23 protein-coding genes are annotated in these 25,356 nt (G+C 63.6%); 14 read left to right on the top strand and 9 right to left on the bottom strand.

Annotation, left to right across the window (positions count from 1 at the left end):
• Nucleotides 1-305: 305 nt before the first annotated feature.
• Nucleotides 306-1,448, bottom strand: a complete 1,143-nt coding sequence (locus tag AC1DYC_RS01595; protein WP_477403393.1) for a helix-turn-helix domain-containing protein — start codon at nucleotides 1,446-1,448, stop codon at nucleotides 306-308.
• A gap of 302 nt (nucleotides 1,449-1,750) precedes the next feature.
• Between AC1DYC_RS01595 and AC1DYC_RS01590 the strand changes: the two genes are divergently transcribed.
• The 3 genes from AC1DYC_RS01590 to AC1DYC_RS01580 all read left to right on the top strand — a co-directional run bounded on the left by AC1DYC_RS01590 (nucleotide 1,751) and on the right by AC1DYC_RS01580 (nucleotide 3,262).
• Nucleotides 1,751-2,053, top strand: coding sequence for a hypothetical protein (locus AC1DYC_RS01590; protein WP_477403391.1), 303 nt, complete (start codon nucleotides 1,751-1,753; stop codon nucleotides 2,051-2,053).
• A gap of 92 nt (nucleotides 2,054-2,145) precedes the next feature.
• Nucleotides 2,146-2,376: a hypothetical protein gene (locus AC1DYC_RS01585; RefSeq protein WP_477307658.1), complete on the top strand. Its 231-nt coding sequence runs from the start codon at nucleotides 2,146-2,148 to the stop codon at nucleotides 2,374-2,376.
• A gap of 154 nt (nucleotides 2,377-2,530) precedes the next feature.
• On the top strand, nucleotides 2,531-3,262 hold the full coding sequence (locus tag AC1DYC_RS01580; RefSeq protein ID WP_477343196.1) for a DUF2270 domain-containing protein: 732 nt from the start codon (nucleotides 2,531-2,533) through the stop codon (nucleotides 3,260-3,262).
• A gap of 222 nt (nucleotides 3,263-3,484) precedes the next feature.
• Here the strand turns inward: AC1DYC_RS01580 and AC1DYC_RS01575 are convergent, their stop codons facing one another.
• Complete coding sequence (locus AC1DYC_RS01575; RefSeq protein ID WP_477403389.1) at nucleotides 3,485-4,378, bottom strand: LysR family transcriptional regulator; 894 nt, start codon at nucleotides 4,376-4,378, stop codon at nucleotides 3,485-3,487.
• Nucleotides 4,379-4,521: 143 nt separating this feature from the next.
• Here AC1DYC_RS01575 and AC1DYC_RS01570 point away from each other — a divergent pair, with 143 nt between their 5' ends.
• From AC1DYC_RS01570 to AC1DYC_RS01555, 4 genes are read left to right on the top strand one after another with little or no spacing between them, the layout of a single operon-like run.
• Nucleotides 4,522-4,926, top strand: coding sequence for a (R)-mandelonitrile lyase (locus AC1DYC_RS01570; RefSeq protein WP_477403387.1), 405 nt, complete (start codon nucleotides 4,522-4,524; stop codon nucleotides 4,924-4,926).
• Nucleotides 4,923-5,258 (top strand): carboxymuconolactone decarboxylase family protein, encoded by a 336-nt coding sequence (locus AC1DYC_RS01565; RefSeq protein WP_477403385.1) that lies wholly within the window; start codon nucleotides 4,923-4,925, stop codon nucleotides 5,256-5,258. The genes AC1DYC_RS01570 and AC1DYC_RS01565 overlap by 4 nt, the downstream gene beginning before the upstream one ends.
• 2 nt (nucleotides 5,259-5,260) lie before the next feature.
• Nucleotides 5,261-6,250, top strand: a complete 990-nt coding sequence (locus AC1DYC_RS01560) for an aldo/keto reductase (RefSeq protein WP_477403383.1) — start codon at nucleotides 5,261-5,263, stop codon at nucleotides 6,248-6,250.
• A 27-nt stretch (nucleotides 6,251-6,277) separates the two neighbouring features.
• Nucleotides 6,278-7,018 (top strand): SDR family oxidoreductase, encoded by a 741-nt coding sequence (locus AC1DYC_RS01555; RefSeq protein WP_477307646.1) that lies wholly within the window; start codon nucleotides 6,278-6,280, stop codon nucleotides 7,016-7,018.
• A 15-nt stretch (nucleotides 7,019-7,033) separates the two neighbouring features.
• On the opposite strand, the gene AC1DYC_RS01550 is transcribed toward AC1DYC_RS01555, so the two are convergent.
• Entirely contained in the window at nucleotides 7,034-7,645 is a 612-nt protein-coding gene (locus AC1DYC_RS01550; RefSeq protein WP_477403381.1) for a sulfotransferase family protein, read from the bottom strand.
• Between the two features lie 81 nt (nucleotides 7,646-7,726).
• Here AC1DYC_RS01550 and AC1DYC_RS01545 point away from each other — a divergent pair, with 81 nt between their 5' ends.
• On the top strand, nucleotides 7,727-7,978 hold the full coding sequence (locus AC1DYC_RS01545) for a hypothetical protein (RefSeq protein WP_477403379.1): 252 nt from the start codon (nucleotides 7,727-7,729) through the stop codon (nucleotides 7,976-7,978).
• A gap of 61 nt (nucleotides 7,979-8,039) precedes the next feature.
• On the opposite strand, the gene AC1DYC_RS01540 is transcribed toward AC1DYC_RS01545, so the two are convergent.
• From AC1DYC_RS01540 to AC1DYC_RS01530, 3 genes are all read right to left on the bottom strand, one after another.
• Nucleotides 8,040-9,677 (bottom strand): AMP-binding protein, encoded by a 1,638-nt coding sequence (locus AC1DYC_RS01540; protein WP_477403377.1) that lies wholly within the window; start codon nucleotides 9,675-9,677, stop codon nucleotides 8,040-8,042.
• 7 nt (nucleotides 9,678-9,684) lie between these two features.
• Nucleotides 9,685-15,945, bottom strand: a complete 6,261-nt coding sequence (locus AC1DYC_RS01535; protein WP_477403376.1) for an amino acid adenylation domain-containing protein — start codon at nucleotides 15,943-15,945, stop codon at nucleotides 9,685-9,687.
• A 100-nt stretch (nucleotides 15,946-16,045) separates the two neighbouring features.
• Nucleotides 16,046-16,828 (bottom strand): 4'-phosphopantetheinyl transferase family protein, encoded by a 783-nt coding sequence (locus AC1DYC_RS01530; protein WP_477403374.1) that lies wholly within the window; start codon nucleotides 16,826-16,828, stop codon nucleotides 16,046-16,048.
• 173 nt (nucleotides 16,829-17,001) lie between these two features.
• Between AC1DYC_RS01530 and AC1DYC_RS01525 the strand changes: the two genes are divergently transcribed.
• Nucleotides 17,002-17,307 carry a hypothetical protein gene (locus AC1DYC_RS01525; RefSeq protein WP_112566614.1) on the top strand — a complete coding sequence of 102 codons (306 nt, stop codon included), beginning with the start codon at nucleotides 17,002-17,004 and terminating at the stop codon, nucleotides 17,305-17,307.
• A gap of 36 nt (nucleotides 17,308-17,343) precedes the next feature.
• Here the strand turns inward: AC1DYC_RS01525 and AC1DYC_RS01520 are convergent, their stop codons facing one another.
• Nucleotides 17,344-17,976 (bottom strand): Vgb family protein, encoded by a 633-nt coding sequence (locus AC1DYC_RS01520; protein ID WP_477408116.1) that lies wholly within the window; start codon nucleotides 17,974-17,976, stop codon nucleotides 17,344-17,346.
• Nucleotides 17,977-18,005: 29 nt separating this feature from the next.
• Nucleotides 18,006-19,226, bottom strand: a complete 1,221-nt coding sequence (locus tag AC1DYC_RS01515) for a helix-turn-helix domain-containing protein (protein ID WP_477403372.1) — start codon at nucleotides 19,224-19,226, stop codon at nucleotides 18,006-18,008.
• A 387-nt stretch (nucleotides 19,227-19,613) separates the two neighbouring features.
• Here AC1DYC_RS01515 and AC1DYC_RS01510 point away from each other — a divergent pair, with 387 nt between their 5' ends.
• The 5 genes from AC1DYC_RS01510 to AC1DYC_RS01490 all read left to right on the top strand — a co-directional run bounded on the left by AC1DYC_RS01510 (nucleotide 19,614) and on the right by AC1DYC_RS01490 (nucleotide 24,943).
• Entirely contained in the window at nucleotides 19,614-20,366 is a 753-nt protein-coding gene (locus AC1DYC_RS01510; protein ID WP_477403370.1) for a DUF899 domain-containing protein, read from the top strand.
• Nucleotides 20,367-20,521: 155 nt separating this feature from the next.
• A complete protein-coding gene (locus AC1DYC_RS01505) occupies nucleotides 20,522-20,794 on the top strand; it encodes a hypothetical protein (RefSeq protein WP_477403368.1) in 273 nt (90 codons plus the stop codon).
• Nucleotides 20,795-20,831: 37 nt separating this feature from the next.
• The gene (locus AC1DYC_RS01500) at nucleotides 20,832-21,836 is read left to right on the top strand and encodes a zinc-dependent alcohol dehydrogenase family protein (RefSeq protein ID WP_477403366.1); all 1,005 of its coding nucleotides are present in this window, start codon (nucleotides 20,832-20,834) and stop codon (nucleotides 21,834-21,836) included.
• 263 nt (nucleotides 21,837-22,099) lie between these two features.
• Complete coding sequence (locus AC1DYC_RS01495) at nucleotides 22,100-24,649, top strand: caspase family protein (RefSeq protein WP_477403364.1); 2,550 nt, start codon at nucleotides 22,100-22,102, stop codon at nucleotides 24,647-24,649.
• Nucleotides 24,650-24,661: 12 nt separating this feature from the next.
• Nucleotides 24,662-24,943, top strand: coding sequence for a hypothetical protein (locus AC1DYC_RS01490; protein WP_477403362.1), 282 nt, complete (start codon nucleotides 24,662-24,664; stop codon nucleotides 24,941-24,943).
• A gap of 28 nt (nucleotides 24,944-24,971) precedes the next feature.
• On the opposite strand, the gene AC1DYC_RS01485 is transcribed toward AC1DYC_RS01490, so the two are convergent.
• The gene (locus AC1DYC_RS01485; RefSeq protein ID WP_477403360.1) at nucleotides 24,972-25,298 is read right to left on the bottom strand and encodes a hypothetical protein; all 327 of its coding nucleotides are present in this window, start codon (nucleotides 25,296-25,298) and stop codon (nucleotides 24,972-24,974) included.
• Nucleotides 25,299-25,356: the final 58 nt, after the last annotated feature.

Raw genomic sequence — 25,356 nt, 5'->3', positions numbered from 1 at the left:
CAAATTCGCTTCCCCCAGTCCAGAAATAGCATAACTGCCAAGCTTGGCAAACTTTCAACTGGCAGTCTTAACAAGTTCCGCGTGCTGCGTAGTTGCAATGCATGCCCGGCAGTGATTGGCGGAAAATTATCGATAATGATGAATAGTCACAGTTCGTTAATAAATCGGCAAGTGGCGGGAATTAGCCATATGATTGATGGCGCGGTGGACGCGACATGGAATATTGTGGTCCATGAGGCGATGTGGCCTTCCCCGCCCGGCAACCTTTTTTGAGCCCGGTCCGTCCAAAAATCGCCGATCCTGTTTCAGCTTCCCAGCGCTTTGAGCCAGCCTTCAAAGGAAGAAGCCTTCTGATGTTCGGCAAGCGAAGCAGAGTGGGCCGGGCGCGGCCACACCACCGTGCTGCGGCCTTCGCGGGGGCTGTAACCGAATTCCTTGCTGAATGCCCGGCTGAAATTGGCCGCTGAACTGAACCCGAAGGCCTCGGCAATTTCAACAATTCGCCGGCTGTCCACCGGATCGCTGAGCGCAATATGCGCTGCCAGAAGCCGGCGGCTTTGGATGTAATGGAGAACACCACCGCTTGGTTCGAACAACTGATAGAGACGGGAGCGCGAGACGCCGAGCGCCCGGCACATTGAATCCGGTGTCAGATGAGCCGCATCCAGATTGTTGTGGACGTATCTGCGCGCCCGCTCCATGAGCGCAACATTCGCCAGTTGTTCGGCAGCGGCAGCATGTTCCCCCGCAGGCCCGAGGCAGGCAATGATCATGCTGCGCGTTGCGTGTACGATGCGAGGCAGATCGTCAGCCGTGAGGCTGCGCAGTCTTGCCTCTACGCTGTTGATATAGCCGACCAGGAGGTTGGCAAAGTTGCCGGACAGAATTGAATTGTTCTTCGCGTCGAGGGTTGCCGCCGCATCGGCGAACAAATCACGCGGCATATAGAGAAGGAGACTTTCGGAGTCCGTTGCCCTCCCGCGAAACGGGTAGCCAAGCGACCTGATCTCCAATTTGTCCGGCTGGCCTTCTGCAACGCGGCGATCGACCTCCGTCCATGACCAGCCAGTATGGGGCAACACGATGCACCAGTGATCGATCGAGCTGGACCGAAGTTTTGCGGCAGAACGCATGTAACTGTGTGCCGCTGCGCGCTGCTGAACGATCAGCATGCCACTGAGGTTCCAGGCCGTATGGTCGGCGGGAAAGCCATCGTCCGGCGATTTGTCATCCGGCAACTTGACCTCGACAAGCGGAGCCATGTGCGCTTGCCAGGCGGCGAATTGATCCTCTGGCGCCAGTTCGAGCGTTGAAAAGGACAAAGGCTCGAGCGCCGGCGCGAGTGGCGAAGCTTGCTCGTTGTGAGGTTGAGCTTCGCGCGGCCAACGACGTCGATCACGCTCCGGCGGCTGCCTCGCAGGTGCCTCGTCTGGCTTTTTAGCGTTCATCGCGTGGTGCCATATCCGATTCGGGTATGCCCATGCCCCTGGCAATCATGTGGTGTATCTCGGGCATCTGGCAAGACTTTGAGGCCGATATCGACAGACCAGCCAGATCAAGCCGTTCGAAGACCACAGCCGCAACCCTGCCAACTACAGCGGAACTCGCGTCGGCAGAGCCGGCGGTCACGCTGAGCAACAGCAAGAAATGCATTCCGAGATAAGTTTCTGGATGCAACGCTAACGACACTCTTCAGCCCGCTGCATATAGAATTGAGCATTGTCGAAGCGTAGTTGGGGAGACCCTGTAAATGAACGCAAAGCTCAACAGCGAAGCCCGTCGCAAGATAATTCTTGACGGATACGTTAACAACGAGCCGTTGAAGGATATTGCGGCCAGGATCGGATGCTCCCTGGCAAGTTTGAAAGTAACAGCCAGCAAAATCGGTTGCACTCGATCTCCGAAGGAGGCGGCCGATTTTAGGCGCGGCTTTCATATCCCGGAAAACAAGCGACAAGATTACTACCAGTTGATGAACATTGGTCAGTATAAAGCTCGTGAGTGCGCGGAAATTTTGGGATTGCTGACAGTTCAATCGTCAGGAAACGAGTAAACTCACCGCAATACACTGTCGACGATATTATCGCTGGAGCAATCCATCGCCTCAGCGACTCGTCGGCAGCGGGCCCTGAAAGGTTCGCACAAATGCCGCGTGGGCGCTTCAACCGTACCTGCCTCAGCCCTCACGATCTGGCTATTTGCGAACACGTGTTCGATCAGGTCTGCGCGGATGAACATCTCAACCCCTTGGACCCGGACGCCGAAATCCTGGCGGTGATGGTTGTGGCCATTTTTCGAAATGCTCACACCGGCGAGCGCGAACTGCTGGAAGCGGTCAGGTCTCGCCGGCAAAAGGTCGCGGGAAGCGGGCATTAGCGCACCGCATTCGATCGCGTAGCCGGGCGGGCCTGGCTGGGCGCATAAACCCCAAAGAGGCTGGAACGTTTCGGCTCGCCGCGCGTTGTGTCTATTGGGGTGAAGGCCGGCTTGTTTCGGCCGGCCATGGCGTTAGGGAGGCGCATGGCGGGGAATGTCCCAGGTCCAGACTGTGAAGCCAGCCGAAGCGGCAGCAGCGCCGCGGGTGTCGGATGCGTTCGCGCTGAAGCTCACCTCATCGGAACTCGCGACCACCATGTCACATTTCCATCGCGCCGAGATCGCCCGCATGGCCGGCTGGCGCGACCGTCTGGACCGCACCAGCAACTGGGCGATCACCGTCGTCGCCGCCATGCTCTCCGTTTCGCTGTCGACACCCAGCGCCCATCACGGCGTGCTGCTGTTCGCCATGCTGTTGATCACGCTGCTTCTGTGGATCGAGGCGCGGCGCTACCGCTTCTTCGACGTCTACCGGGCCAGGGTGCGCCAGTTCGAGCGCTATTACTTCGCACAGATCTTCTCGCCGCAGCCGGACTACGCCTCCAACTGGCTGGCCATCGTTGGCGAGGGCCTGCGTTCGCCGCGCTTCTTGATTTCGCAGCGCGCGGCTTTGGTGCGCCGGCTGCGCCGCAACTACATTTTTATGTACACGATCCTGACGCTGGCCTGGGTGCTGAAGATCACGACGCCCAGCCTGCAACGCGAAGGATCGCCGATCGGCTTTGGTGCGTCATTCCTCGATGCCGCGCGCGTGGCGCAGCTCGGCGCTATTCCGGGCATCTATGTGGTGTGCCTGGTCGGGTTGCTCTATGTCGGTATGCTTGCTGCCGCTTTCCTCATCTCGAGCGACGAGGGCGAGCTTTCGCATGGCACCGTGCACGTCTGAACATTGTCCCCGAAAGCGCAATTCGGTTCTGCTGCGCGGATAGTCAGCAGATATTGTCGACCATCATTGCGGTCGATTCCGGCCGGGTTGCGGACACCTCAACCCGAGGGCGTGCGCGATGGCGCTTGTAGGCAGTGAGTCCGATGACCAGGGCGCGGCAGGTGGCGTTCAGTTGATCGCCGCCAGCGCGGGATAGAGTGATTGTTTCGCGGCCGGCAGCTGTCAGCCGCGATAGCGCAACGCCTCGACCAGCAGGGCGAAGGCCGCTGAAGGCTGCCTTCGGCTTGGGTAATAGAGATGGTATCCGGAAAAGGGCGGACACCAGTCGGCAAGCAGCCTGACCAGCTGGCCGTCGTCGAGCTGCGTTCGCACCTGATCCTCCGGCAGATAGGCAAGCCCAAGGCCTGCAAGCACGGCGTTCATGCGCAAGCTGAAATTGTTGAACACCAATTGTCCTTCGACCCGCACCTTCAGCTCATGGCCGGCCTTCTCGAACTCCCAGGCATAGATGCCTCCATAAGTCGGCAGGCGCAGGTTGATGCAGGCGTGCGCCGTCAGGTCCTGCGGGGTCTGCGGCCGCTTGTGGCGTGCCAGGTAGGATGGCGCGCCGACGACCGCCATGCGCATGTCGGGGCCGATGCGCACCGCAATCATGTCCCTTGCGACCTGCTCGCCAAGACGAATGCCGGCATCATAGCGCCCGGCAACGATATCGGTCAGGCCGTAGTCGACCATGATCTCGACCGCGATATCGGGGTAATCGGGGAGCAGCCTGGCCAAGGCCGGCCACAGAATGCTTTCGGCCGAATGTTCGCCGGCGGTGATGCGGATGGTGCCGGCGGGCTTGTCGCGCAACTCGCCCAAGGCTGCAAGCTCGGCCTCGATCTCGTCGAGCCGCGGGCCGGCCGTGCGCAGCAGGCGCTCGCCCGCCTCGGTCGGCGAAACACTGCGCGTGGTGCGGGCGAGAAGCCGCACGCCCAGCCGCTCCTCCAGCGCCCGCATTGTATGGCTGAGCGCCGATTGCGAGACGCCGAGCTTCGCAGCCGCCTTGGTGAAGCTCTTCTCGCGGGCAACGGCGAGGAAAGCGGTGAGCTCATTCAGATTGTCGCGCGGCATTGATGAGCACTCCTCATAGGTTCATGCCGGATATAGCAGCTACTCGCGGATAATCGCAGGCCCTAAATAGGCTCCATCACAAATCGGGCAGCCTCGGACGGCGGCAATCACGGTGATTGCTGGCATCGAGAAGGAACAAAGACATGGACATCAAGCGAAGCGGCTCGCAGCCCTCGGCGAAGGGGCCCGCCGATTATTTTACGGGATCGGTGCGCATCGACGCGCCGTTCAAGGGCAGCGAGCCCGCCCGGGTCGGCGGCGCCACCGTGACCTTCGAGCCCGGCGCGCGCACCGCCTGGCACACGCATCCGCTCGGCCAGACGCTGGTCGTGCTGTCGGGCGCCGGACTGGTCCAGCGCGAAGGCGGGCCGATCGAGCCGATCCACCCCGGCGACATCATCTGGTTCGCGCCCGGCGAGAAGCACTGGCATGGCGCGGCACCAACCACGGCGATGAGCCACATCGCCATCGCCGAAGCGCTGGACGGCAAGGTCGTCGACTGGGTGGAGAAGGTCAGCGATGAACAATACGAGGTCCAGCCATCATGACCGATGCATCTCCCAGGAACCCGTTCTCCGACATCGCCCCTGCCCTCGGCAGATACACCGACGAGGTGTTGTTCGGCGACGTTTGGAAGCGCCCCGGCCTGTCGCCGCGCGACCGCAGCCTCATCACCGTCGCCAGCCTGATTTCAGGTTACCGGATCAATGAAATGCCAGGGCACATGAAGCGGGCGCTCGACAACGGCGTCACCCGCGACGAGTTGATCGAAACCATCACCCATCTCGCCTTCTACGCCGGATGGCCGACGGCAGCCACGGCGATCGGCATCGCCCGGAAGGTTTTCGAACAGGCCGACACCGAGAAGCAAGGACAATGACAATGCAAAAGCGAACACTTGGAACAAGCGGCCTCGAAGTCTCGGCCATTGGGCTCGGCTGCATGGGAATGAGCCAGTCTTACGGGGCGCCGATGGAGACGGCCGATGCCGTCCGCCTGATCCGCGCGGCGTTCGAGCGCGGCATCACCTTCTTCGACACCGCCGAAGTCTATGGGCCGTTCAAGAATGAGGAGGTCGTCGGCGAGGCATTGCAGCCGATCCGCGACCAGGTGGTGATCGCCACCAAATTCGGCATCGACATTGCCGGCACTGCCGGACACAGCGGCATGGACAGCCGGCCGGAGCATATTCGCGAGGTCGTCGAGACCTCGCTCAAGCGACTGCGCACCGATCATATCGACCTCCTCTACCAGCACCGCGTCGACCCGGTCGTGCCGATCGAAGAGGTGGCGGGCACGGTCAAGGACTTGATCCAACAGGGCAAGGTCAAGCATTTCGGTCTCTCCGAGGCCGGCGTGCGCACCATCCGGCGCGCGCATGCGGTGCAGCCGGTCGCCGCCCTTCAGAGCGAGTATTCGCTGTGGTGGCGCGAGCCCGAAGAGGCGATCCTGCCGGCGCTCGAGGAACTGGGGATCGGCTTCGTGCCCTTCAGTCCCCTCGGCAAAGGTTTTCTCACCGGCGCCATCAGCGCCGACACGACGTTCGACAGCAGCGACTTCCGCAACACCGTGCCCCGTTTTTCGGCGGAGGCCAGGCTGGCGAACCAGGCTCTGGTCGATGCGATCGGCGTCATCGCGGCCAAGAAGAAGGTGACCCCGGCGCAGGTCGCGCTCGCCTGGCTGCTGGCGCAAAAGCCCTGGATCGTGCCGATCCCCGGCACGACGAAGCTCAACCGCCTCGAGGAGAACATCGGATCGTCGGCAGTTGCGCTGACAGCGAATGATCTTGCCAACATCGAAAACGCGGTCTCGGCGATTGCCGTGCAGGGAGAGCGATACTCCCCGCAACAGGCGGCAAGGATCGATCGCTGATCGCGACGAAAATCAAAAGGGTAAGTCATGACGCAAGGTATCGAGAACAAGGTCGTCGTCATCACCGGCGCCAGCAGCGGGCTCGGCGAAGCCGCCGCGCGGCTGCTGGCGAAAGAAGGCGCGAAACTGGTGCTGGGCGCACGACGGCTCGACCGCCTGCAGGCGCTGGCAAGTGAGCTTTCGCTCGGCAAGGACGCCATCCTGCAGACCGACGTCACCGATGTCGGTCAGGTCCGTCGTCTCGTCGACCATGCGGTCAAGACGCATGGCCGCCTCGACGTCATCATCAACAATGCCGGGCTGATGCCTCACTCGCCGCTGGAGCGCGGCAAGGTCGAGGACTGGGACCGGATGATCGACGTCAACATCAAGGGCGTGCTCTATGGCATCGCCGCTGCCCTGCCGCACATGAAGACGCAAAAGAGCGGCCACATCATCAACGTCTCGTCGGTCGCCGGCCACAAGGTCGGGCCCGGCGGCGCGGTCTATGCCGCCACCAAGCATGCGGTGCGCGTCATCTCGGAAGGGCTGCGCCAGGAGGTCAAGCCCTACAACATCCGCACCACCATCATATCGCCAGGCGCGGTGGCGACGGAATTGCCCGACAGCGTCACCGAGGCGGATGTCGCCCAAGGCGTGCGGGCGCTCTACGACCGGGTGGCCATCCCGGCCGATTCCTTCGCCCGAACGGTGGTATTCGCGATGAGCCAGCCCGACGAGGTCGACATCAATGAGATCCTGTTCCGGCCGACGGCGCAGGAATATTAGAGCCGCCGACCTTGCTTAGCGCCGCCGGTCCAGCCCGAATTGCGCCTGAAATTCCCTGGTGTCGTTGCGGTTGGGATAGGGCCGGTCGGGCACTGGAACGCGCAGATGCGCGCACAGGGTCTCCCAGCCGTCGCCCAGTTTATGGACCAGCAGCCGTTCCGGCGGCACCGTTGCCATGACCGCGGCGACGTTGGCTTCGTAGAGGGCGATCGCGGTTGCGCGATCATGCGCCTTGCCGCCGAAGACCTGCTTGGCGACCAGGGAAATGCCCAGCGCCTCCTGATCCTGAAGCTGGTCGATGCTGGCCAGGATGGTCTTCTCGAAGCTCTGCCACCAGCTTTCCGGCGAGCGCCAGGTGAGGATGACCGAGGCGTCGGGATAGACCTCGATCAGCTGGCGCCAATAATGCGCCGATGGCCAGTCCATGCAGGAGGCATAGCCGGCAAACAGCTCGTTCCAATCAGGCGCAGCACCCTTCGCAAGCGCCCGCCATAGCCGCTTCTGCTCCTCGTTGGCGATGACTTCGGACATGTGATGACAGGGGCCAAGGCCGAGTATGGCCAGCGCTTCACGCATCGAATCCGTGCCGGTGCGGCCAAAGCCCGTCCCGATCACCTTGATCGACATGCCTCATTTCCCTGGTTCGAACCGCCGAGATCGGCTGACCGGCCTCCGCCACCAAGCGACTGTTCTGCCTGGGCAGCTAGAATGCCGGCCGCAGGGGGGCCGTGGCAATGGACGAACCCGATCGGCGGCGGCACGGAGGTCAAAGTCAGCGAGCACCTGCGGCTGCGCACCGAATATCTCTACCACCAGTACAAGTCGCGCAAAATCGCCGTCGGCGGCGCCGGCTTCGGCGGCACCATCGGCGACATCACCACCAATTCCTTCGTCAGCCCCGGCAACAAGGTCGAGCTTTCCAAACAGACCGTTCGCCTCACCGCGATCTACCAGTTCTGAGCAAGACGAGATCTCGCGGTGTTGCCATCGCGAGGAAACTGCCGCCCGCTGGCCGCTGTCATCAGTTGCGCGGGCGGCCGGAAAGTCCTTGCCAGAGCTTGATCAGTCTTGCGGTCGGCCCGTCCGCTTTCCCAGGAGATGGCACGTCTTCCCTGGTTTCGGCAGGCCTGCGCGCCCGCAAATACTGCTGGAGCAGCGGCCGATCTATCTTGCCAGTCGCCGTCAACGGCAATGTTTCAAGCGCGTGGATACGACCGGGAATCTTCCATTGCGGCAGGATCGGCCGCAACCCCGCTCTCAGGCTTTCGGCTTGAAACAATGCGCCCGGCTCCATGACCACGAAGGCAGCAAGCTGGTGTGCATCCTGGCGGAGTTCAGTGACGACAGCGGCTTCCCTGACAGTTGGAAGCAACACCAAGGCCTGCTCGATTTCCCGTGTTTCGACGCGGTAGCCGCGCACCTTCACCTGGTCGTCTCGGCGCCCGATGAATTCGAAACTGCCATCACCCGACAAACGTCCGATGTCGCCGGTGTAAAACAGGCGCTGGTCCGGAAAATCGGGGTCGTCGCGGAAATACTTCGCCGTTTCGGACTCCTGCCGCCAATAGCCGTCGGCCAGAAACGCGCTGCGAACGACGAGTTCGCCGGCGCCTCCCTGCTCGACCGGTTGACCGTCCTCATCGACGATCAGGAGGGACTTGTCGGTGACCGCGCGCGGTGGTGGTACGGTGCCCGGCGCAAGCGTCTCGCCCGGAGCCACCGACGCCACGGCGATGTGGCCGGCTTCGGTGGAAGAGAAGCGATGACGCAAGGCGCAGGATTTGGCGAAGCGACTGCGCCATTGCTCGATATCGGAGCCAATCACCGTTTGGCCCGCCAATGCCACCAGCCGAACCGAGGGATGCAGGCCGCTGCCCTCGATCATCTCAAGATATTTGCGAAACAGCATGACGGGCGGGTGCAGCAGCGTGATGCGACGCGCATCGATCCACGCCCCGAGGTCGCCAAGGCCACGCGATGCGGCATCGTAGAGGTCCAGCGTAGCGCCGTTGAGCAGAGCTCCGAAGACATCGGCCTCCGATGAGGCGAAACTGCTATAGGTCAGAAGCGACTGCCGGTCCGCCGCGTTCACTCCGTCATATCGGGCGCTGAGCCAGGCCCGATGCAACACGGCGCGATGGCTCTTCACCACTCCCTTTGGCCGCCCGGTGCTTCCAGAGGTGTAAAAGATCGCGGCCGGGTCGCCAGGGTCGACTGCCACATGCAGTGCATCCACGGAGTAGCCCGCGTCGATGTCATCGAGCAGCAGAACCCGGCTGCTGTCATAGACCAGCCCGCGCGCCGCCGTTGCATGCGCCGCGTCGGCAAGCAGCAGATCGGGTGCTGCATCGCTGACAATGTCATGCTGGGCTTTTGGCGGCATTCCCGGATGGATGCAAAGGAATGCCTTTGCCGCCTTCAGTGCCGCCAGCGCACAGATCACCATGTCAGGCGAATGGTCGACGAGATAGGCGACGCATCCGCGCCCAGGCTGCGTGCGATCGAGGATCGCCCGGGCCAATTGATTGGTGCGCCGTTCAACATCGCCATATGTCCATGGCCGGGCGCCGCCGATCGCCACGTGCCCCGTGTGTTTGCGCACCACTTTGTCGAAGCGCGCCGGGACGCTCTCGTCCAGCTCGGCCCGGTCGAACGACATCGCCGACTCAACCATGGCTCTCGGCGAGTTGCTTTTCGCTGACGACATCCAGTTCGGCGTCGAGCCCGGCCTTGCGTGCATAGGCGACGAGCGCCCTGTAGGTCGATGGACGCAATCGCACACCTTCGCTCAGGCTCTGTTGGCGGGTGCGCAATTCCATCTCGCCGGGAACCAGGATTTCGCTGGCGCCTTCGGCGCGTTCGCCGTTCCTGGTCTGCTCGATCAGCCGGTCGACGCGCTGGGTGAAGTCCGATGCCGGCATGAACCGCTCGGGATCGAGCGCCATGAAGAAATGGCCGTAGTCGGGCGCGCCCTCACGCAACCTGTCCTGATGGTGGTCGCCTCCAAAACCGGCGCCGCTGAGCACGCCGGCAAGCACTTCCATGACCATGGCCAAGCCATATCCTTTGTGGCCGCCAATCGGCACGCCGAGCCCGGCTGCCAGGTCGCCGAGATCCGTCGAAGGACGCCCGAAGCGATCGAGAATCCAGCCCGCGGGCAACGGACTGCCTTCGGCAACCGACAGGCCGATCTTGCCGCGCGGCGCAACGCTCATGGCGACATCGAGAAGGATCGGGAAATGCCGTCCTGCCGGAATGCCGACGCCGAGCGGATTGTTGCCGAATGTCGGCGTGACGCCGCCCGTCGGCGCCAGGATCAGCGGCCCATTGGTTGTGCACAGACCGATCAGGCCTCTCCTGGCTGCTTGCCAGACATAGTGGCCGGCGGCGCCGAAATGATTGGAGCGGCGTACACCGACAATGCCGACGCCGTCCGTGCCTGCCTTTTCGATGGCGAGGTCCATCGCCACCGTGCTGACCCACTGGCCTGGACCGTTGTCTCCATCGATGCGCGCGATGGTGGCGCTCTCATGCTCGATGCGGATCTGCGGCCGTGGGTTGATCTTGCCCGCAGCAATCCGCGAGGCATAGCGCGGGATGCTGACCATGTCGTGCGTCGGCTGTCCGCGCAGGCTTGCCTCGAGCTGCACTTCGGTGACGATCTCCGCACCCATCTCGGTCAAGCCGGCCCGTGTCAACGCTTCGCGGCCGTAGGCGCGAAGGCTTTCGATCGTCACCAGGATTTTCGCCGGATTTTCGTTCGTTGCCGAGACCGTCGCGGCTGTCTTTCCCAGGCTCGTCCGAGCAATGGCGCGCGCCAGATCGGCGATCGTCTGGTGCTGGTAAAGCTGACCCAACTCGACGCCCAGTCCGGCTTTGCCGGCTTCGACAACAATGTTGAGGCTGAGGATGGAATTGCCGCCGAGGTCGAAGAAGTTGTCGTGCAGTCCAACCTCGTCCAGCCGCAGGACTTTTTTCCAGACCTGCGCCAGGATTGTCTCGGCGCTCGCCTGCCCCACGCCGCGCGGCCCGTCCTGGCTCGCGGGGAGCATGCCTGCACTCGACCGGGCCAGCGCCTCCATTTGCCCGGCGATCCGCCGGTCGATCTTGCCGTTCGGCAGGCGTGGCAAGCGGTCCACAAGGACAATGCGTTGAGGCAGCATGTAGTGCGGCAGCCGCTGACGCAGAAATTCGCGCAGCCACCGAGACAGAGCGGACGTTTGCGCAGCATCAGGCTCGTTGGCCGCAACGAAAGCGACCAGACGTTTGCCATCGCCTACATCGTCATTTTCTTCGACAACGCCGACGAGACACTCGCGCACCTCCGGATGCGCATGGATCGCAGCCTCGATCTCCCCCGGCTCGATACGGTAGCCGCGTATTTTGACTTGTTCGTCGGCGCGTCCGGTTATTTCGATTGCCCCGTCAGGCCGAAAACGCGCCAGATCGCCGGTTCGCAGCAACCGCTCGCCGTCGTCCGCGCCGAACGGGTTCGGCACAAAATGACTGGCCTCGAGATGATTGACGTAGCCGCGGCCTATGCCGGCGCCGCCGACATACAGCTCGCCGCCGATGCCAACCGGAACCGGGCTGAGGAACGCGTCCAGCACATAGGCCTGCGTGTTGGCGATCGGCCGGCCGATCGGCACCATCGCCGCCGCCTCGCCTTCGACCGGAACGGGATGAACGGTCACGATCCCCGTCGTCTCGGTCTGGCCAAACATATTGATGAATTCCGTCCCGGGCTTGCAGAGGCGCCGCCATTTTTCGACCAGCGCGCTGGACAAGGGCTCGCTGGCCGACAGCATCAGCCGCAGCTGATTGTCGAGCAGTCTTGCCCGCACGATCTGGTCAAGCGACATCAAGACCTGCAGGCAACCGGTCGAGAAGGATGGGACAAGATCCAGTACCGTCACCCGCTGGCGGCGCACCGTCTCGAACAGCAAATGTGGGTCAGCTGTCTCCTGGGGCGAAGCGATGGACACTGCCGCGCCGCATGACAGGGGGACGGCAAACTGCCGTATCGAAGAGGAAAACGAAAAAGAGGCGGTGTGCAGATATATGTCGTCTGGACGAATGGCGACGGCGCGAACCATCGCCTGAGCATAGTGGCCGACATTGGCCTGCGTGATCATCACGCCTTTTGGTTTGCCGGTCGAGCCCGACGTATAGATCACGTAAGCCAGCGCATCTGCCGCCGAGGTGATACCTGGATTGCCAGCGTCCTGCACGGCGACGGATGACTGGCAGGCGTCGATGCAGATGGCCTGCACCGTAGCCGCGCTGAATGTCGGCAGCAGCGCTGTCTCCGTAATGAGCAACGCAGCCCCTGCATCGCGCAGCATGAAGGCAATGCGTTCCGGCGGATGGTCGGGGTCGAGCGGCAGAAATGCGCCGCCGGCCTTCCACACGCCCAGCAGCACGGCCAGCATCTCGGCAGACCTCGGCAGGCAGATCGCGGCCAATGTTTCGCTGGTAACGCCACAGCTGCGAAAATAATGGGCGAAGCGGTTCGACCGCTCGTTGAGCTCGCGATAGGTGCGCTGCCGGTCCTGGTCCAGCACGGCGACGGAGCCGGGTGTCCGTTCGACCTGGGCCTCGAACAGCCTGACATAATCCTGCCCGAGCAGTTCGCCTGCTTCAGTGCGGTTCCAGTCGATCACGATCTGGTGACGGTCGATCTCCGGCAACAGCGGCAGTTGCGACAGTCTTTGCTCGGGATCGCTCGCTATGCCTTCGAGCAAAGTCTGGAACTGCCGCGACAGCCGATCGATCGTGGCCGGGTTGTACAGATCGGCGTTGAATTGCCAGGTTGCCGCCATCCCTTGCGGGGTTTCCGACAGATAAAGAGTAAGGTCGAACTTCGCCGTCACCTTGTCGATGCTCAGCGGCCGCGCCACGAGGTCCGGCGCGAGATCGAAGGCAGATCCCGCTGAATTATCAACTGGCGAACCTGGCGCGTCTGGAACATTCTGAAACGCGAACATGACCTGGAACACCGGCGTGTGGCCGGGATCGCGCTGGATTTTCAGCTGCTCGACGATGCGTTCGAGCGCGACATCCTGATGCGCATAGGCGTCGAGTGCGGTCGATCGGATGCGGCCGAGCAATTCGATGAAGGAGGGGTCGCCGGCAAGCGTCGTGCGCAACACCAGCGTGTTGGCGAAAAACCCGATCAGCTGTTCCAGTTCCCTCCTCGGACGATTGGCGATCGGCACGCCGACGATGCAATCATCCTGGTCGTTGTGGCGAAAGAGCAGTGTCTTGAACGCCGCCAGAAAAACCATGAAGGCGGTCGCATCATGGCTGCGGCCGAGGGCCTTCAGCCGATCCGTCGTTTGACGGTCGATCTGCATTTTCAGCGTACCGCCGCGATAGGATTGGGTCGCCGGGCGGGGTCGGTCGCCCGGCAGCGTGCAGGCCGGCGGCAGCCCCTCGAGCTGACGGGTCCAGTAGCTGGTCTGACGCTCGAACTCGGCTGTCTCGACGCTGCGTCGCTGCCAGGCGGCGAAGTCGCCGTATTGAAGCGGCAGATCCGCCAGCGGCGACGCCCGCTCGTTACAAAATGCTTCGTAGAGCTGCTTCAGTTCGGCATGCAGGACGCCGATCGACCAGCCATCGAAGATGATGTGATGCATCGTCAGAAGCAAGGCATGTTGCTCGGGTGCCAGCCGGATCAGGCCGGCGCGAAACAATGGGCCTTGCGCCAGATCGAATGGTTCGGCGGCATCCTGGCCGGCAAGGCGCATTGCCTCGGCGGTGGCCGCATCCGCCCCGAGGCCAACCACGTCGATCGTCGCCAGCCCGGTTTGCCTAAATTCGGAGACCAGTTGCACCGGCTCGCCGTCGCGCATGTGAAAGGTGGTGCGCAAGACGTCGTGCCGGCGGCGAATTTCATCGAGTGCCAACACCAGTGCGCGCTGGTCGAGCGCACCTGTCAGCCACAATGAAACCGACATGTTGTAGGCCGCGCCGGCGCCCATCCGGTCGAGAAAATAGACGCGTTGCTGTGCGGACGAGAGCGGTGCAGATGCCCTGTCGGATCGGCGGGGAACGCTCGCGCCTTGCCTGGATGCAGACGCCGATCCTTGCTCCAGCCGCGCCGCGCCGTCCGCGACGAGATTGGCCATCTCTTCACCGATGCGCTGCGACAGCCGCGCGATCGTCGGGCCGTCAAACATGCAATCGACCGGCAACTCGACCCGGAAGATCGACCGCAGTCGGGCCAGAACCTGCATCGCAGTCAACGAATGGCCGCCGAGATCGAAGAAGTCGTCATGGATTCCTGCCGGTTCGCTTCCCAGCACTTCAGCCAGAACCGCCGCCACCCGGCGCTCGGTGGCAGTGCGGGGAGCAACTCGTTCGCCGGCCTGCGACCGATCGGATTGACCGTTCTGCTGTTGCGAACCGAGCGCCACGGCAAGATGCCGGCGATTGAGCTTGCCGTTGGCATCGACAGGCAGTTCACTCACCGGCATGATCCGCTGCGGCACCTTCGAGCCCGCCAGCCGTTTTGCGACAAAGCCACGGATGTGCTGAGCCGACGCCCGCTGCCGGGGTTTGAGCACGACTGCCGCGGCGATGGCCTCGCCGAGCACCGGATGCGGGACGCCGAAAACAACCGCCTGTTCGATCGCTGGATGGTCGAGCAGAACCTGCTCCACCAGCGCCGGCGATATCTTTTCGCCGCCGCGGTTGATGATGTCCTTCAGCCGACCGGTGACGAACAGATAGGCTTCAGCATCGAGATGCCCCATATCGCCTGTCCGCAGCCAGCCATCGACAAACGCAGCTTCGTTGGCGGCGGGATCGCCATCGTAGCCGTGCATGACATTGGCGCCGCGAATGACCACCTCGCCGGTGGTCCCGGACGGCACGAGATGCCCGGCCTCATCCACGATGGCGATTTCGGGACCCGCGGCCTTGCCGACGGAGCCGGGCTTGCGTTCGAAGGGAGTAATGCGATTGCTCGCAATCTGCGGCGCCGCCTCGGTCATCCCGTAGGCTTCGATGAACGGCACGTCGAATACGGTTTCGATATCCGCGATCAAGTGCAACGGCATTGGCGCCGAAGCCGAGCGAATGAAGCGCAAGCCGCTTTGGCGAGGGTCCGTGCGAGAGAGATGGATCTGATCGAGGACCGCGCGATGAATGGTCGGCGATGCCGAATACCAGCTTGGCCTGAACTCAGCGAGAGAACTGAAGAAGCTGTCGGCGGAAAAGCCGGCCATGCTGATGTAGCAGCCGCCTGAAACCAGCGACGCCAAAAGGCTGCTGATGCCGTGAATGTGAAACAACGGCATCACGCCCAGGCAGCGGTCGGCATGCCCAAGACCCAGCGCCCCGGCGATGTTCTGTGCCGAAACGCAAAGGTTTCGCTGGCTCAATGGCACCAGCTTGGGTCGCGCCGACGTGCCCGACGTGAACAGCAGCAGCGCGACATCGTCCGGCGTTGCTGTACCCTGTGGCAACGCTAATGGCTGATCGTCGCCAGGCGCCCAACCCACGCCCTGCAGCGTGAAAAGACCGGCCACCAAGCCGGGCTCGGCGAGCAAATGCAGGATGCGCATGTTCAGCGACGCGGCGACCTCAAGCAGCGGCGATTGCCAGCCATGCGGCACGATCAAAACCTTGGCGCGCAGTGCGGCCAGCTGTGCTTCAAGCTCGTAGGCGGGCCATCCGGGGTTCAGAGGAGCGCATGCCGCATTGGCAGCGACCGCCACGATCGCCACCGCGGCTTGCGCGCCCTCGGGCAGCAACAAGGCGACCCGGTCCGACGGCGCGACGCCTTCCAGCGCCAGCTTTTCGCCGACATAGTGGATCTGGCGCCCCAACCTTTCATAGGTGAGAGGCGTATACCCCGCGGCCACCAGCGCCACCGAATCCGATCCAGTATGCCGGTCCACATGGCCACGTATCGTTCCCATCAGATCCCGGCCGCGGGATCGATCTTGATCAGAAATAATGCCACCCCTTCAGCCCAAAGACCCATGCCGGTTCCCTAAGTGCTTGCTGACAGAATGGCTGTCAATGCGCGGCGATCTCGAAACATGAGAACAACGTCCCGTAGACACGCTCGAAGCGGCCTTCGAAACGACCATTGCCGGCCAGCGCAAAGCGACCTGATGGAACGATCCTGGCTTGGGCGACGCGCCTTTCCACATCCAGTTCGACACAAACGTCCTGAAACGTAAGAAATCGTCGATGGAGCGGAAAATGCATTTTGTAGAAAGCTTCCTTGATCACGAAGAGAAGCTTTGGCAAGTCGTAACCCAACTGGTTTTCAATCGCTTGCCGCCGTTCGAGTTCCGAGGCGTGCGACACCAGCTTTGTCAACTCGGCCGACAGCGGAGAATCGTCCTCGATGTCGATGCCTATCCCCGTCCAGTCGGCGGAAAGGCCAACGGCTACAGCGCACAGGCTCCTTGTATGGGAGATCGAGCCGACAACGCCTGCCGGCCAGACCGGGACCCGATCAGGCCCCACGGGGATGATGCGGGCGGGCATGCCCAAAGCTTGCAAAGCCTGCCTTGCGTAGAGGCGCCCGGCGCGAAACTCCCGACGCCGCGCCGGAACGATGTTGCCCAGGGATTGTTCTTCCGCGACCGCCAAGTCCTGGTCGGCGATGTCCAGATCGCCGCCTTCGACGACGACGCCATCGGAAACCAGTTGCCGAATGGCTGCCACCACATCGGCCGGCAACCGGTTGCTACGGACTTCCGGCTCGCTCGGCAACGCCACTCCCTCGTCGGCCGCAATGCTTGTTGCGCACCCTCGCCGCACCATCGTGAACACGTCACGATCATCCACGCAAGGCGGTCACGCTTTCAAGGTAGCAGTCTCGCTACATGGCGTACAAAGTGCCGGCACCGGGCGCCTGTCCGATATGCGTGCGCCTACGATATCTCTTTCTTGCGCAAAGTTCGGGTTGACCGCCGTGGGGCGCGCGGCGACTATCCCTGCAACGTGCAGGAGGACATGAGATGGACGAACCTGATCGCTGGCGGCATATGGCAAGCGCGCCCAAGGACGGCAGCCGCATCCTGGTCACCGTGAGGCCGTCGGAACAGGGGCCGGCCGAGGTCGACCTCGCCTACTGGTCGCGCGCCGACCAGTTCGGTTCAGAAGGCTGGCGCTCGTCCGATTCGTCTCCGGGACGGGTGATCGAATACCCCGAACCCGAATTGAAATGCTGGATGCCGCTGCCGACGGCCAATCTCAGCCGGGCTTCCATGCCCGCCCCCTGGGCCGGTGAAGACGCCCAGCAGCTCGACGGCTCCGGGATCTGATCTCGGCAGGACGGCGGTAGGAATACGCTGCCCGCCTTATTTGGGGCGCCGCACGGCTCGTACCATACCGCCGGGGCCGCCGCCGCAGAAGAAGCGGTCGCCGCCGTCGGATTCGAGCCCCGACACGCCCTTTCCCTCTGGCATATCGAGCCGCTCCAGCACCTTTCCGGTGTGCGGGTCGACGCGCCGGACGTCGCTCTGGTCGCCTTCCCAGGTGCCGTGCCACAGTTCTCCATCCACCCAGGTCACTCCGGTGACGAAGCGGTTGGATTCGATGGTGCGCAGGATTTTCCCGGTCTCGGGATCGATCTGGTGGATCTGGCGCGCCCGGTTCTGCCCCACCCAGAGCGTGCCCTCGGCCCAGGTCATGCCTGAATCGCGGCCGCCGCCAGGCGCCGGGATGGTGGCCAGCACCTGCCCCGTAGTCGGATCAATCTTCTGGATGCGATCCCCGGCCAGTTGAAACAGATGCCGGCCGTCATAGGCGGTGCCGGCATGGGCTGCGACATCGATCGAGCGTTTTGTTTCACCGTTTGCCGGATCGAAGGCGATCAGCTGCTCGCCCGTGGCAAACCAGACATTTTGTCCGTCGAAGCTCACGCCATGCACGATGTCGACATCAGGAAAGGGCCCGTATTCGCGCAGGATTTCAGCTTCTGAATGTTTCACGTCATGGTCCTCGGTCATGGTCACCTTTCCTAGCCGTTCGGCAGCGGCGCCGGGAGTAACAAGGTGGTCGTGAAACCGGCCACAGGCGGCGTCATCCAGCGGCGCGCCCGGCCATGACCGAACGACTGCACCTTGCCGGCCTCGGCCAGTTGCTCGAGCGCACGTTGTACGCTGCGCTGGCCGGCGCCGAGCGCCAGCGCCAGCGCCGAGCTTGCCCAGGCTTCGCCATCGGCCAGGAAGGCCAGCACCACCGCGTGCCGTTCTTCGATCGGCCGCGCCAGCACCGCCACCACGCCTGCCTGGCGCGGCGCCAGCGCAAAGCCTTGGCTGGTCGCCTCGATGCCGGCCAGCGGCCGCAACTCGGCGCGCAGCCGGCCGATCTCGACCCGCAGCCTGGCACGATGCGATTCATCGGCGTGCCTGCCGCCAAAGGCGCGGGCGATCAGGGCTGCCCTCGGCACATCCGCCGGCCAGGCTTCTGCGAGCGCGCGCACCAGTGCAAACAGCACCGGCCGCGTTGCCAGCGAGACCGCGGTTTCCTGCTTACGCACGACATAGCGGAACGTATCGACGACCAGCGCCGGCGACGCCGCCAGCGCTTCGACCTCCTCGAGCAGAACCGGTCGCTCTTCGCCATTGGCGATCAGCCGGGCCGCCGGCGTCTCGAGTGACAGGAAGGCGGTGTCGACCTCCGCCATAAGACCCGGAATGCCGGCCCGGCGGGCGGCATGGCGCGCCCATTCAAGGGCTGCGCGCGCGGCTTTCGTCTTCAGACGGCGCATCGCGATGCCGGCAACGGCGAGTTCATGCGCGGCGCGTGAGGCCGGCGGCAGCGGCGCAGGATCGAGCCCGGCCAGCACGTCTTCAGCCTCGTCGAGGCGGCCGATCAGCAGCAGGCGCCGCACCTTGAGATGGCCGGCATGGGCCGCGTTCAGCCGGTCGCCATGCTTTTCCAATGTCGCCCGCGCCGCATCGAGCGCTTTGGCCGGCCAGCCGAGGTCACGCGAGACCAACGCGATCTCGGCTTCGGCGACGACGCATCTGGCGCGCGCCACCGCCTCCTTCGAACCGAAGGCGCGCCCTGCCCTCCGCAACAGTGCTTTGGCGCGGTCGAGATCGCCTAGCTGCGCCATGGCAATGCCGCGCAGCGCCAGCGCCGGCGCGTCCTCGCGCAGCGCGACGCGGTCGAGCGCGGCCAGCGGATCACCCGCCGCCAGCGCCAGCCCTGCCGCGGTGATCAGCGAGTCCATTCAAATCCCGTCACACTTGTAACTCCCACGCCCGCCGGGCATGGCCCTAACTTAAGTCACTGCCGCCAAGCAGCAAGCCGGAACGGCAACCTAGCCATCTGGACTGGCAGGAGACACTCGGGCTGACGTTGACGCCAATATCGGCAATCGCTAGCCTGAGCATCTCAGATGGTATTTTTAAGCTTCTCATAAGGGAAAACTGACAATGCCTGTTTCCGAGGATCTTGAGCACTCTGCGCGGCCCCGCCACCCCTGCTGCGGTGGGCCTCCGTCAAATCCCGTCACATTTGTAACTCCGCCCTCGCCGCCTCGCGGCCCTACCCTACCTCACGATCAGCAGACAACGACAGTCCGCAACGGCTCAACTACTGACAACGGAGACGAGCAATGACCAAGCACGTGGCAATGAAGACCCCGCCAATCGTTTCAAAGCAGGAATGGGAAGCCGAGCGCGAAAAGATGCTGGTGAAGGAGAAGGCGACGATGCGTGCCAGGGATGCGCTGTCGGCCGAGCGCCGGCGCATGCCTTGGATGGAAGTGGACAAGGCCTATGTGTTCGAAGGCCCCAACGGCAAAGCAAGCCTTCTCGACCTGTTCGAGGGTCGCCGCCAGTTGATCGTCTACCGCGCTTTCTACGAACCCGGCGTTTACGGCTGGCCGGAACACGCCTGCCGCGGCTGTTCGCTCGGCGCCGACCAGGTCGGCCATCTCGCCCATCTCAACGCCCGCAACACCACGCTTGCCTATGCCTCGCGCGCGCCGCAGGCCGATATTGTCACGCTGAAGCAGCGGATGGGCTGGGAGATGCCCTGGTACACCATCACCGACAGCTTCGACAAAGACTTCGGCGTCGACGAATGGCACGGCCACAACGTGTTCATCCAGGACGGCAAGAAGGTGTTCCGCACCTACTTCATCAACAGCCGCGGCGACGAGCAGATGGGCACGGTCTGGAGCTATCTCGACGCCACACCGCTCGGCCGCCAGGAGGTCTGGGAGGATTCGCCCGAAGGGTATCCGCAGACGGAGCTCTACAGCTGGTGGAACTGGCACGACAATTACGACGCCGCGCCCGACAAGACCTGGGAAGAAGTGGCGGCCGCCGGCGAGGCCGCATTCCGGGACAAGGACGGCAAATAAGGACCGAGTACCCTCGCCCCCGCCGAAGGCGGGGAAGAGGTGGCCGCGGAGCGGCTTTTGTAAGGCGCAGCCCCCCTCTCCGTCTCGGCTTCGCCGAGCCACCTCTCCCCCACTTTGTGGGGGCGAGGAACCCAACCTTTCGAAGGATGAGAACCATGAGCGATATCGGCACAGGCATCGGCGGCGAGATCCCTCAATCCACCGGCGCGGCGCCGCTCGGCATCGCCGACTGGCTGTGCCTCGCCGCTGCGCCGACTTTCGCTGCGATGGCGTTGCTCACCTGCATTCACACTGGCGACGGCGTGATGTCGTGCCTGGGCGCCGATGCCTCCCTGCTCACCGGCATGCCGGTGATGTATCTGCTGATGAGCGCCTTCCATCTGGCGCCGTGGCTGCGCGTGATTTCCGGCCGGCCGGTCCGGCAATAGCACCGCATTCCAACACCCCGCACGTCGGAGAAAGACAATGAAGCTGATCAGGCTGGGAGCGCCGGGCGGGTTGGACAAGCTCGACCTGGTCGAGGAGGATCATCCCCGGCCTCGACCCGGTGAGGTGCTGGTCAGGATCCGCGCCTGCTCACTCAACATGCGCGACGATTTCGCGGTGCAAGGCAAGGTGCCGCTCGCCGACGGCCGCGTGCCGCTGTCGGACGGCGCCGGCGAAGTGATTGCCGTCGGCGACGATGTCGAAGCGTTCAAGCCCGGAGACAGCGTCGTCAGCAGCTTCTACCCCGGCTGGCTGGGCGGCGACATGACGCCCGATACGAGGCGCGACATTCCCGGAGACAGTTTTGACGGTTTTGCCAGCGAATATGTGTGCATGCCGGCGCAGGCTTTCACCAAGGCGCCGGCGGGCTATACGCATCTCGAGGCGGCAACGCTTACCTGCACGGGCGTCACCGCCTGGCGAGGCCTGGTAACGTGCGGCAAGGTGAAGCCCGGCGACACGGTGCTGGTCCTCGGCACCGGCAGCGTGTCGCTGTTTGCGCTGCAATTTGCCAAGGCCGCCGGCGCCCGGGTCATCGCCACCTCGTCCAGCGAAGAAAAGCTGGAGAAGCTGAGACGCCTCGGCGCCGACAGCGTCATCAACTACAAGGCCGTGCCGGACTGGGGCGGCAAGGCCAGGGAGCTGACGAAGGGACGCGGCGTCGACCACGTGATCGAGGTCGGCGGACCCGCGACGCTGGCGCAGTCCATAGCAGCCTGCCGGACAGGCGGGCACATAGCGCTCGTCGGCGTGCTGACCGGCTTTGCGGCCGAGGTTTCGATCCCGGCGCTGTTTTCGAACCAGATCCGCATCAGCGGGATTTCGATCGGCAGCAGGGCCGACCAGGAAGACATGATCCGGGCGATAGAGGTCAACCGCCTGAAGCCCGTCATAGACAGCAGCTTTCCACTGCAGGACATCGCCGCCGCCTTCAGGCACTACGAGGCACAAAAGCATTTCGGCAAGGTTTGCCTCGAAGTTTGAACGCATCCTGGCCGCAGCTGCCAGTCCCTGGTGCCGGACGGCCATCCAGCAGGTCGATGCGATCTGTGAGACTTGTCACATACCCGCTCTTGAAGAGCGTGCTACTGCCACCATGGTCCGTCGGCGTTGAAAGAAATCGCCTGCCATGGGCTGGCGGTGACGGGCCTTTCACTTTATCCTGTGGCAGGTTGCATACTGTCAACAGACCTTGATGCCGCAAGCGGTGTTCTCGTCGGCGTCAGGCAGCGGCCAGAGGTTTTGCCATGCTCCGACTTTGCGGATTCATCGCGGCCTTCATCCTCGTTAGCCTCACGACCTTTGAGGCCAGCGCCGATCGAAGGGTCGCCCTCGTCATCGGCAACTCCGAATACCGAGACATCCCGGCACTCAAGAACCCGGCCAAGGATGCCGAAGATGTCTCGGCCACGTTCCGGCTGGCGGGCTTCGAGGTTTTCGTCGCCGAGAACCTCACCAAGCAACAATTCGAAGGCCAGTTCAAAGACTATCTGGCCGCCGTCGACGGCGCTGATCTCGCCGTCGTCTACTATTCCGGGCACGGCTTTCAGATCGGCGGCGAGAATTTCCTGATACCCGTCGACGCCTCGTTGAAGAAAGCGGCCGATATCGAGGTCCAGGCCATCAAGCTCAACGATGTGCTGGAGCAGCTGCGCTCGAAGTCGAAGATCCAGGTGATCATCCTAGACGCCTGCCGCAACAATCCCTTCCCGCGCAACAATTACTGGCTGCGCGACCAACTCGTCACCGCCGGCAATACCGGGCTGGCGCAGGTGCGCAGCTCGCTCAACACGCTGATTGCCTTCGCCACCGAACCGGGCGCCGTGGCCTATGACGGCAGCGGCGACCTCAGCCCGTTTTCATCGGCATTTTCGCGCCGCGCGCTGGCGCCCAACCAGGAAATCCGCACGGTCATGTCGGCGGTGCGCCGCGATGTCGTGCAGGCCACCAACGGCATGCAGGTGCCTTGGGAAAATTCCTCGCTGATCGATGACGTGGTGCTAGTGCGCCGCAGCAACCGGCCTTCGCTGCCGCCCGTGCTGGAGAAGGTGGTGCTGTCGGGGGTCGGCCCTGTCGCGCTTGGCCTGCCGGAGCCGGTCGATGTCGATGGCGGCGCTATCAGCGTCAGCATCGAAAGGCCCCCCGCAATGGGCCGTCTGATGCTGGACGGCAAGGACGTAACGGTGGGCGAACCGATCGCGGGCAAGGATCTGCCGCGCCTGCAGATGGATGTCCCAAAAGGGGCCGCCACGCAAGACGAGGTGGATATGCTCGCCTATGCCACGCACGACAGTTGGGGCGGCGGAAGCCAGGGCATATTGGTGTTCCGCGTCAAGAGCGGCGAAGGTGCGGCCGGCCAGCAGATCATGGCTTCGCTCGAGGCCGAGCAGAAACAGCAGGTGCTGGAGCGCGGCATCCACATCACCGGTGCCGCCGAAGCGATCGAGAACCGCAAGCTTGATGTTCCCGTCGGTGTCGGACCGGTCGCGCTCAATCTGGATTTTCCGACCGACGACCCGGCGGTGAGCCTGAAGGTTTCGGGCTATCCGGCAACAGGAACGTTGTCGCTGCCCGATCGGACGCTGTCGCCGCAATCCAGCCTTCTGGCCGGCGAAGTCGACCATCTTCGCTATGAGCCGCAGATCGGCGCCGGCGCGCCGGTCGAGGTCGGCTTCGAAATCCGGGCCGACAGCAGTTCGTCGAAACCCGCGACGATGAAGCTGTCGCCGACGGTCGATGCCTGCGATACCGCTGCCGGCGAGCCTCTCGACCTGCAAGGGGTGGTGCCCGGCCTGCTGCCGAACGAGATCGGCGCCGGTGCCGTGGCGGCCTGCGAGGCCGCGGTGAAAACCTATCCCGATGTCGCCCGCTTCCGCTACGAACTCGGCCGCGCGCTGCTTGCGGCCGGCAAGGTCGCCGAGGCCAAGACAGCGATCGAGGACGCCGCCAAGAAGGGGCATGTGCGCGCTGTCTTCGAACTCGGCTATCTCAACGCAACAGGTACCGGAACGCCCATCGACCGCACCCAGGCCAACGCTCTCTACAAGGCTGCCGCCGACAAGGGCGATCCCTACGGAATGACCTCGTGGGGCCGCGCTTTGTTCAACGGCTACGGCGTCAACCGCGATACGGCCAAGGGCCTGGACCTGCTGCTCAAGGCGGCGGCCATGGGGCACACCTATGCCATGAACGATCTGGCCGCGATCTTCACCGAGGGCCGCAACGGCGTGCCTGCCGACCCGGCTCGGGCCGTCGCCTTCCTGCAGGCGGGCGTGCAGCGCCAGGACATGTATTCGATGAACCTGCTCGGCCGCAATTACCTCGCCGGCCAGGGCATCGACAAGGATCCGAAGACAGCGCAGGCGCTGTTCCAGCAGGCCACCGATCTTGGCCAGCCCTACGCTCCGGCAAGCCTTGGGCGCATGTATCGCGACGGCGTAGGGGTGGAGCGAAATCTCGAGGAAGCACAAAGACTGTTTGAACTGGCGACCGCGCGCGGTGATTACTCGGGCGCCTATGATCGCGCGGCCCTGGAGATGGCGAGAGGCGACAAGGCCGATCAGGCCGTTGCTGTGCGTTTCCTGGCATTCGCCGTTGCACTCGATCTGCGCAAGGAGCTTCCAGACGCCAAAAAAGGCCTGGCGCAGTTCGGGACGAAGCCGAAAACGGCAGCCCTGGATGCGCTGCGTCAAGAGCTGAAATCGAAGACCCTGCCGTCCGGTTCGCTGGACACGCAACTGGTCAAAGCGGCCCGGGGGGTCTGGGAAGAAGCCAATCCGCGTCGGGACTTGTTTTGAACAATGGAGGCCATGGTGGGCAAGGCATTGAAGCAGGCATTCATCGGGACAATTTTCTCCGGCGTTCTGGCCGGGCTCATGGGCTGCACCTCGGTGGCGCCGATGTTTGAGCCGGCGCCGCCGGTGGAACATCGCAAGGTGGTTCGCGTAGCGCCCCAGCCGAAGGTGGTCCGATACAAGAAGGCGACCACCAGCAAAGTGGTGAAGCCGGCCGAGGAGACACCACAAAAGCCGCCTGTGATTCCCACTCTCGGCGGCAGCGGAGGCGGAGGCGGCGGCGGTTGGAGCGGATGAGATCGTCAACCAAAGGGCGGCGCTGCGCTCAGCGGCCCCAAAGGGCCTTGCTGAAGACCGCATGGGCCTTGGACAACGTCAAGCCGACGTCGTCCATCCACGCCACGGCATTGGCCGGGCCGCGGACATTTGGGCGCAGCGCTGCACGAAAAGCGCGGCCGACGAACGCTGCCAGTGCCGAGGCTACGACCGCCACCGGATTGAACCTGCGAGCCGTCGATGCCCGATGGGCCCGTTGCGTTTCGAGATACCGAGCCAGCGCAATGTCGTGCCGCGATGGCGCGCCAAGCTCCTGCCGGTCGCGCCCGGGGTCGTCATGCCAGATGGGCCATTCGGTCGAGCCTGGGTGTTGCACGGTGTCCTCCTGCGAAAAGAGAGCCAGGGCGAACAATCTCCTCAAGCGTCGTGAAAAA

The organism is Mesorhizobium sp. P2_E7 (genome assembly GCF_056403855.1).
The sequence above is the reverse complement of the archived record's forward strand: the minus strand, read 5'-3'. Positions and strand labels throughout refer to the sequence as shown.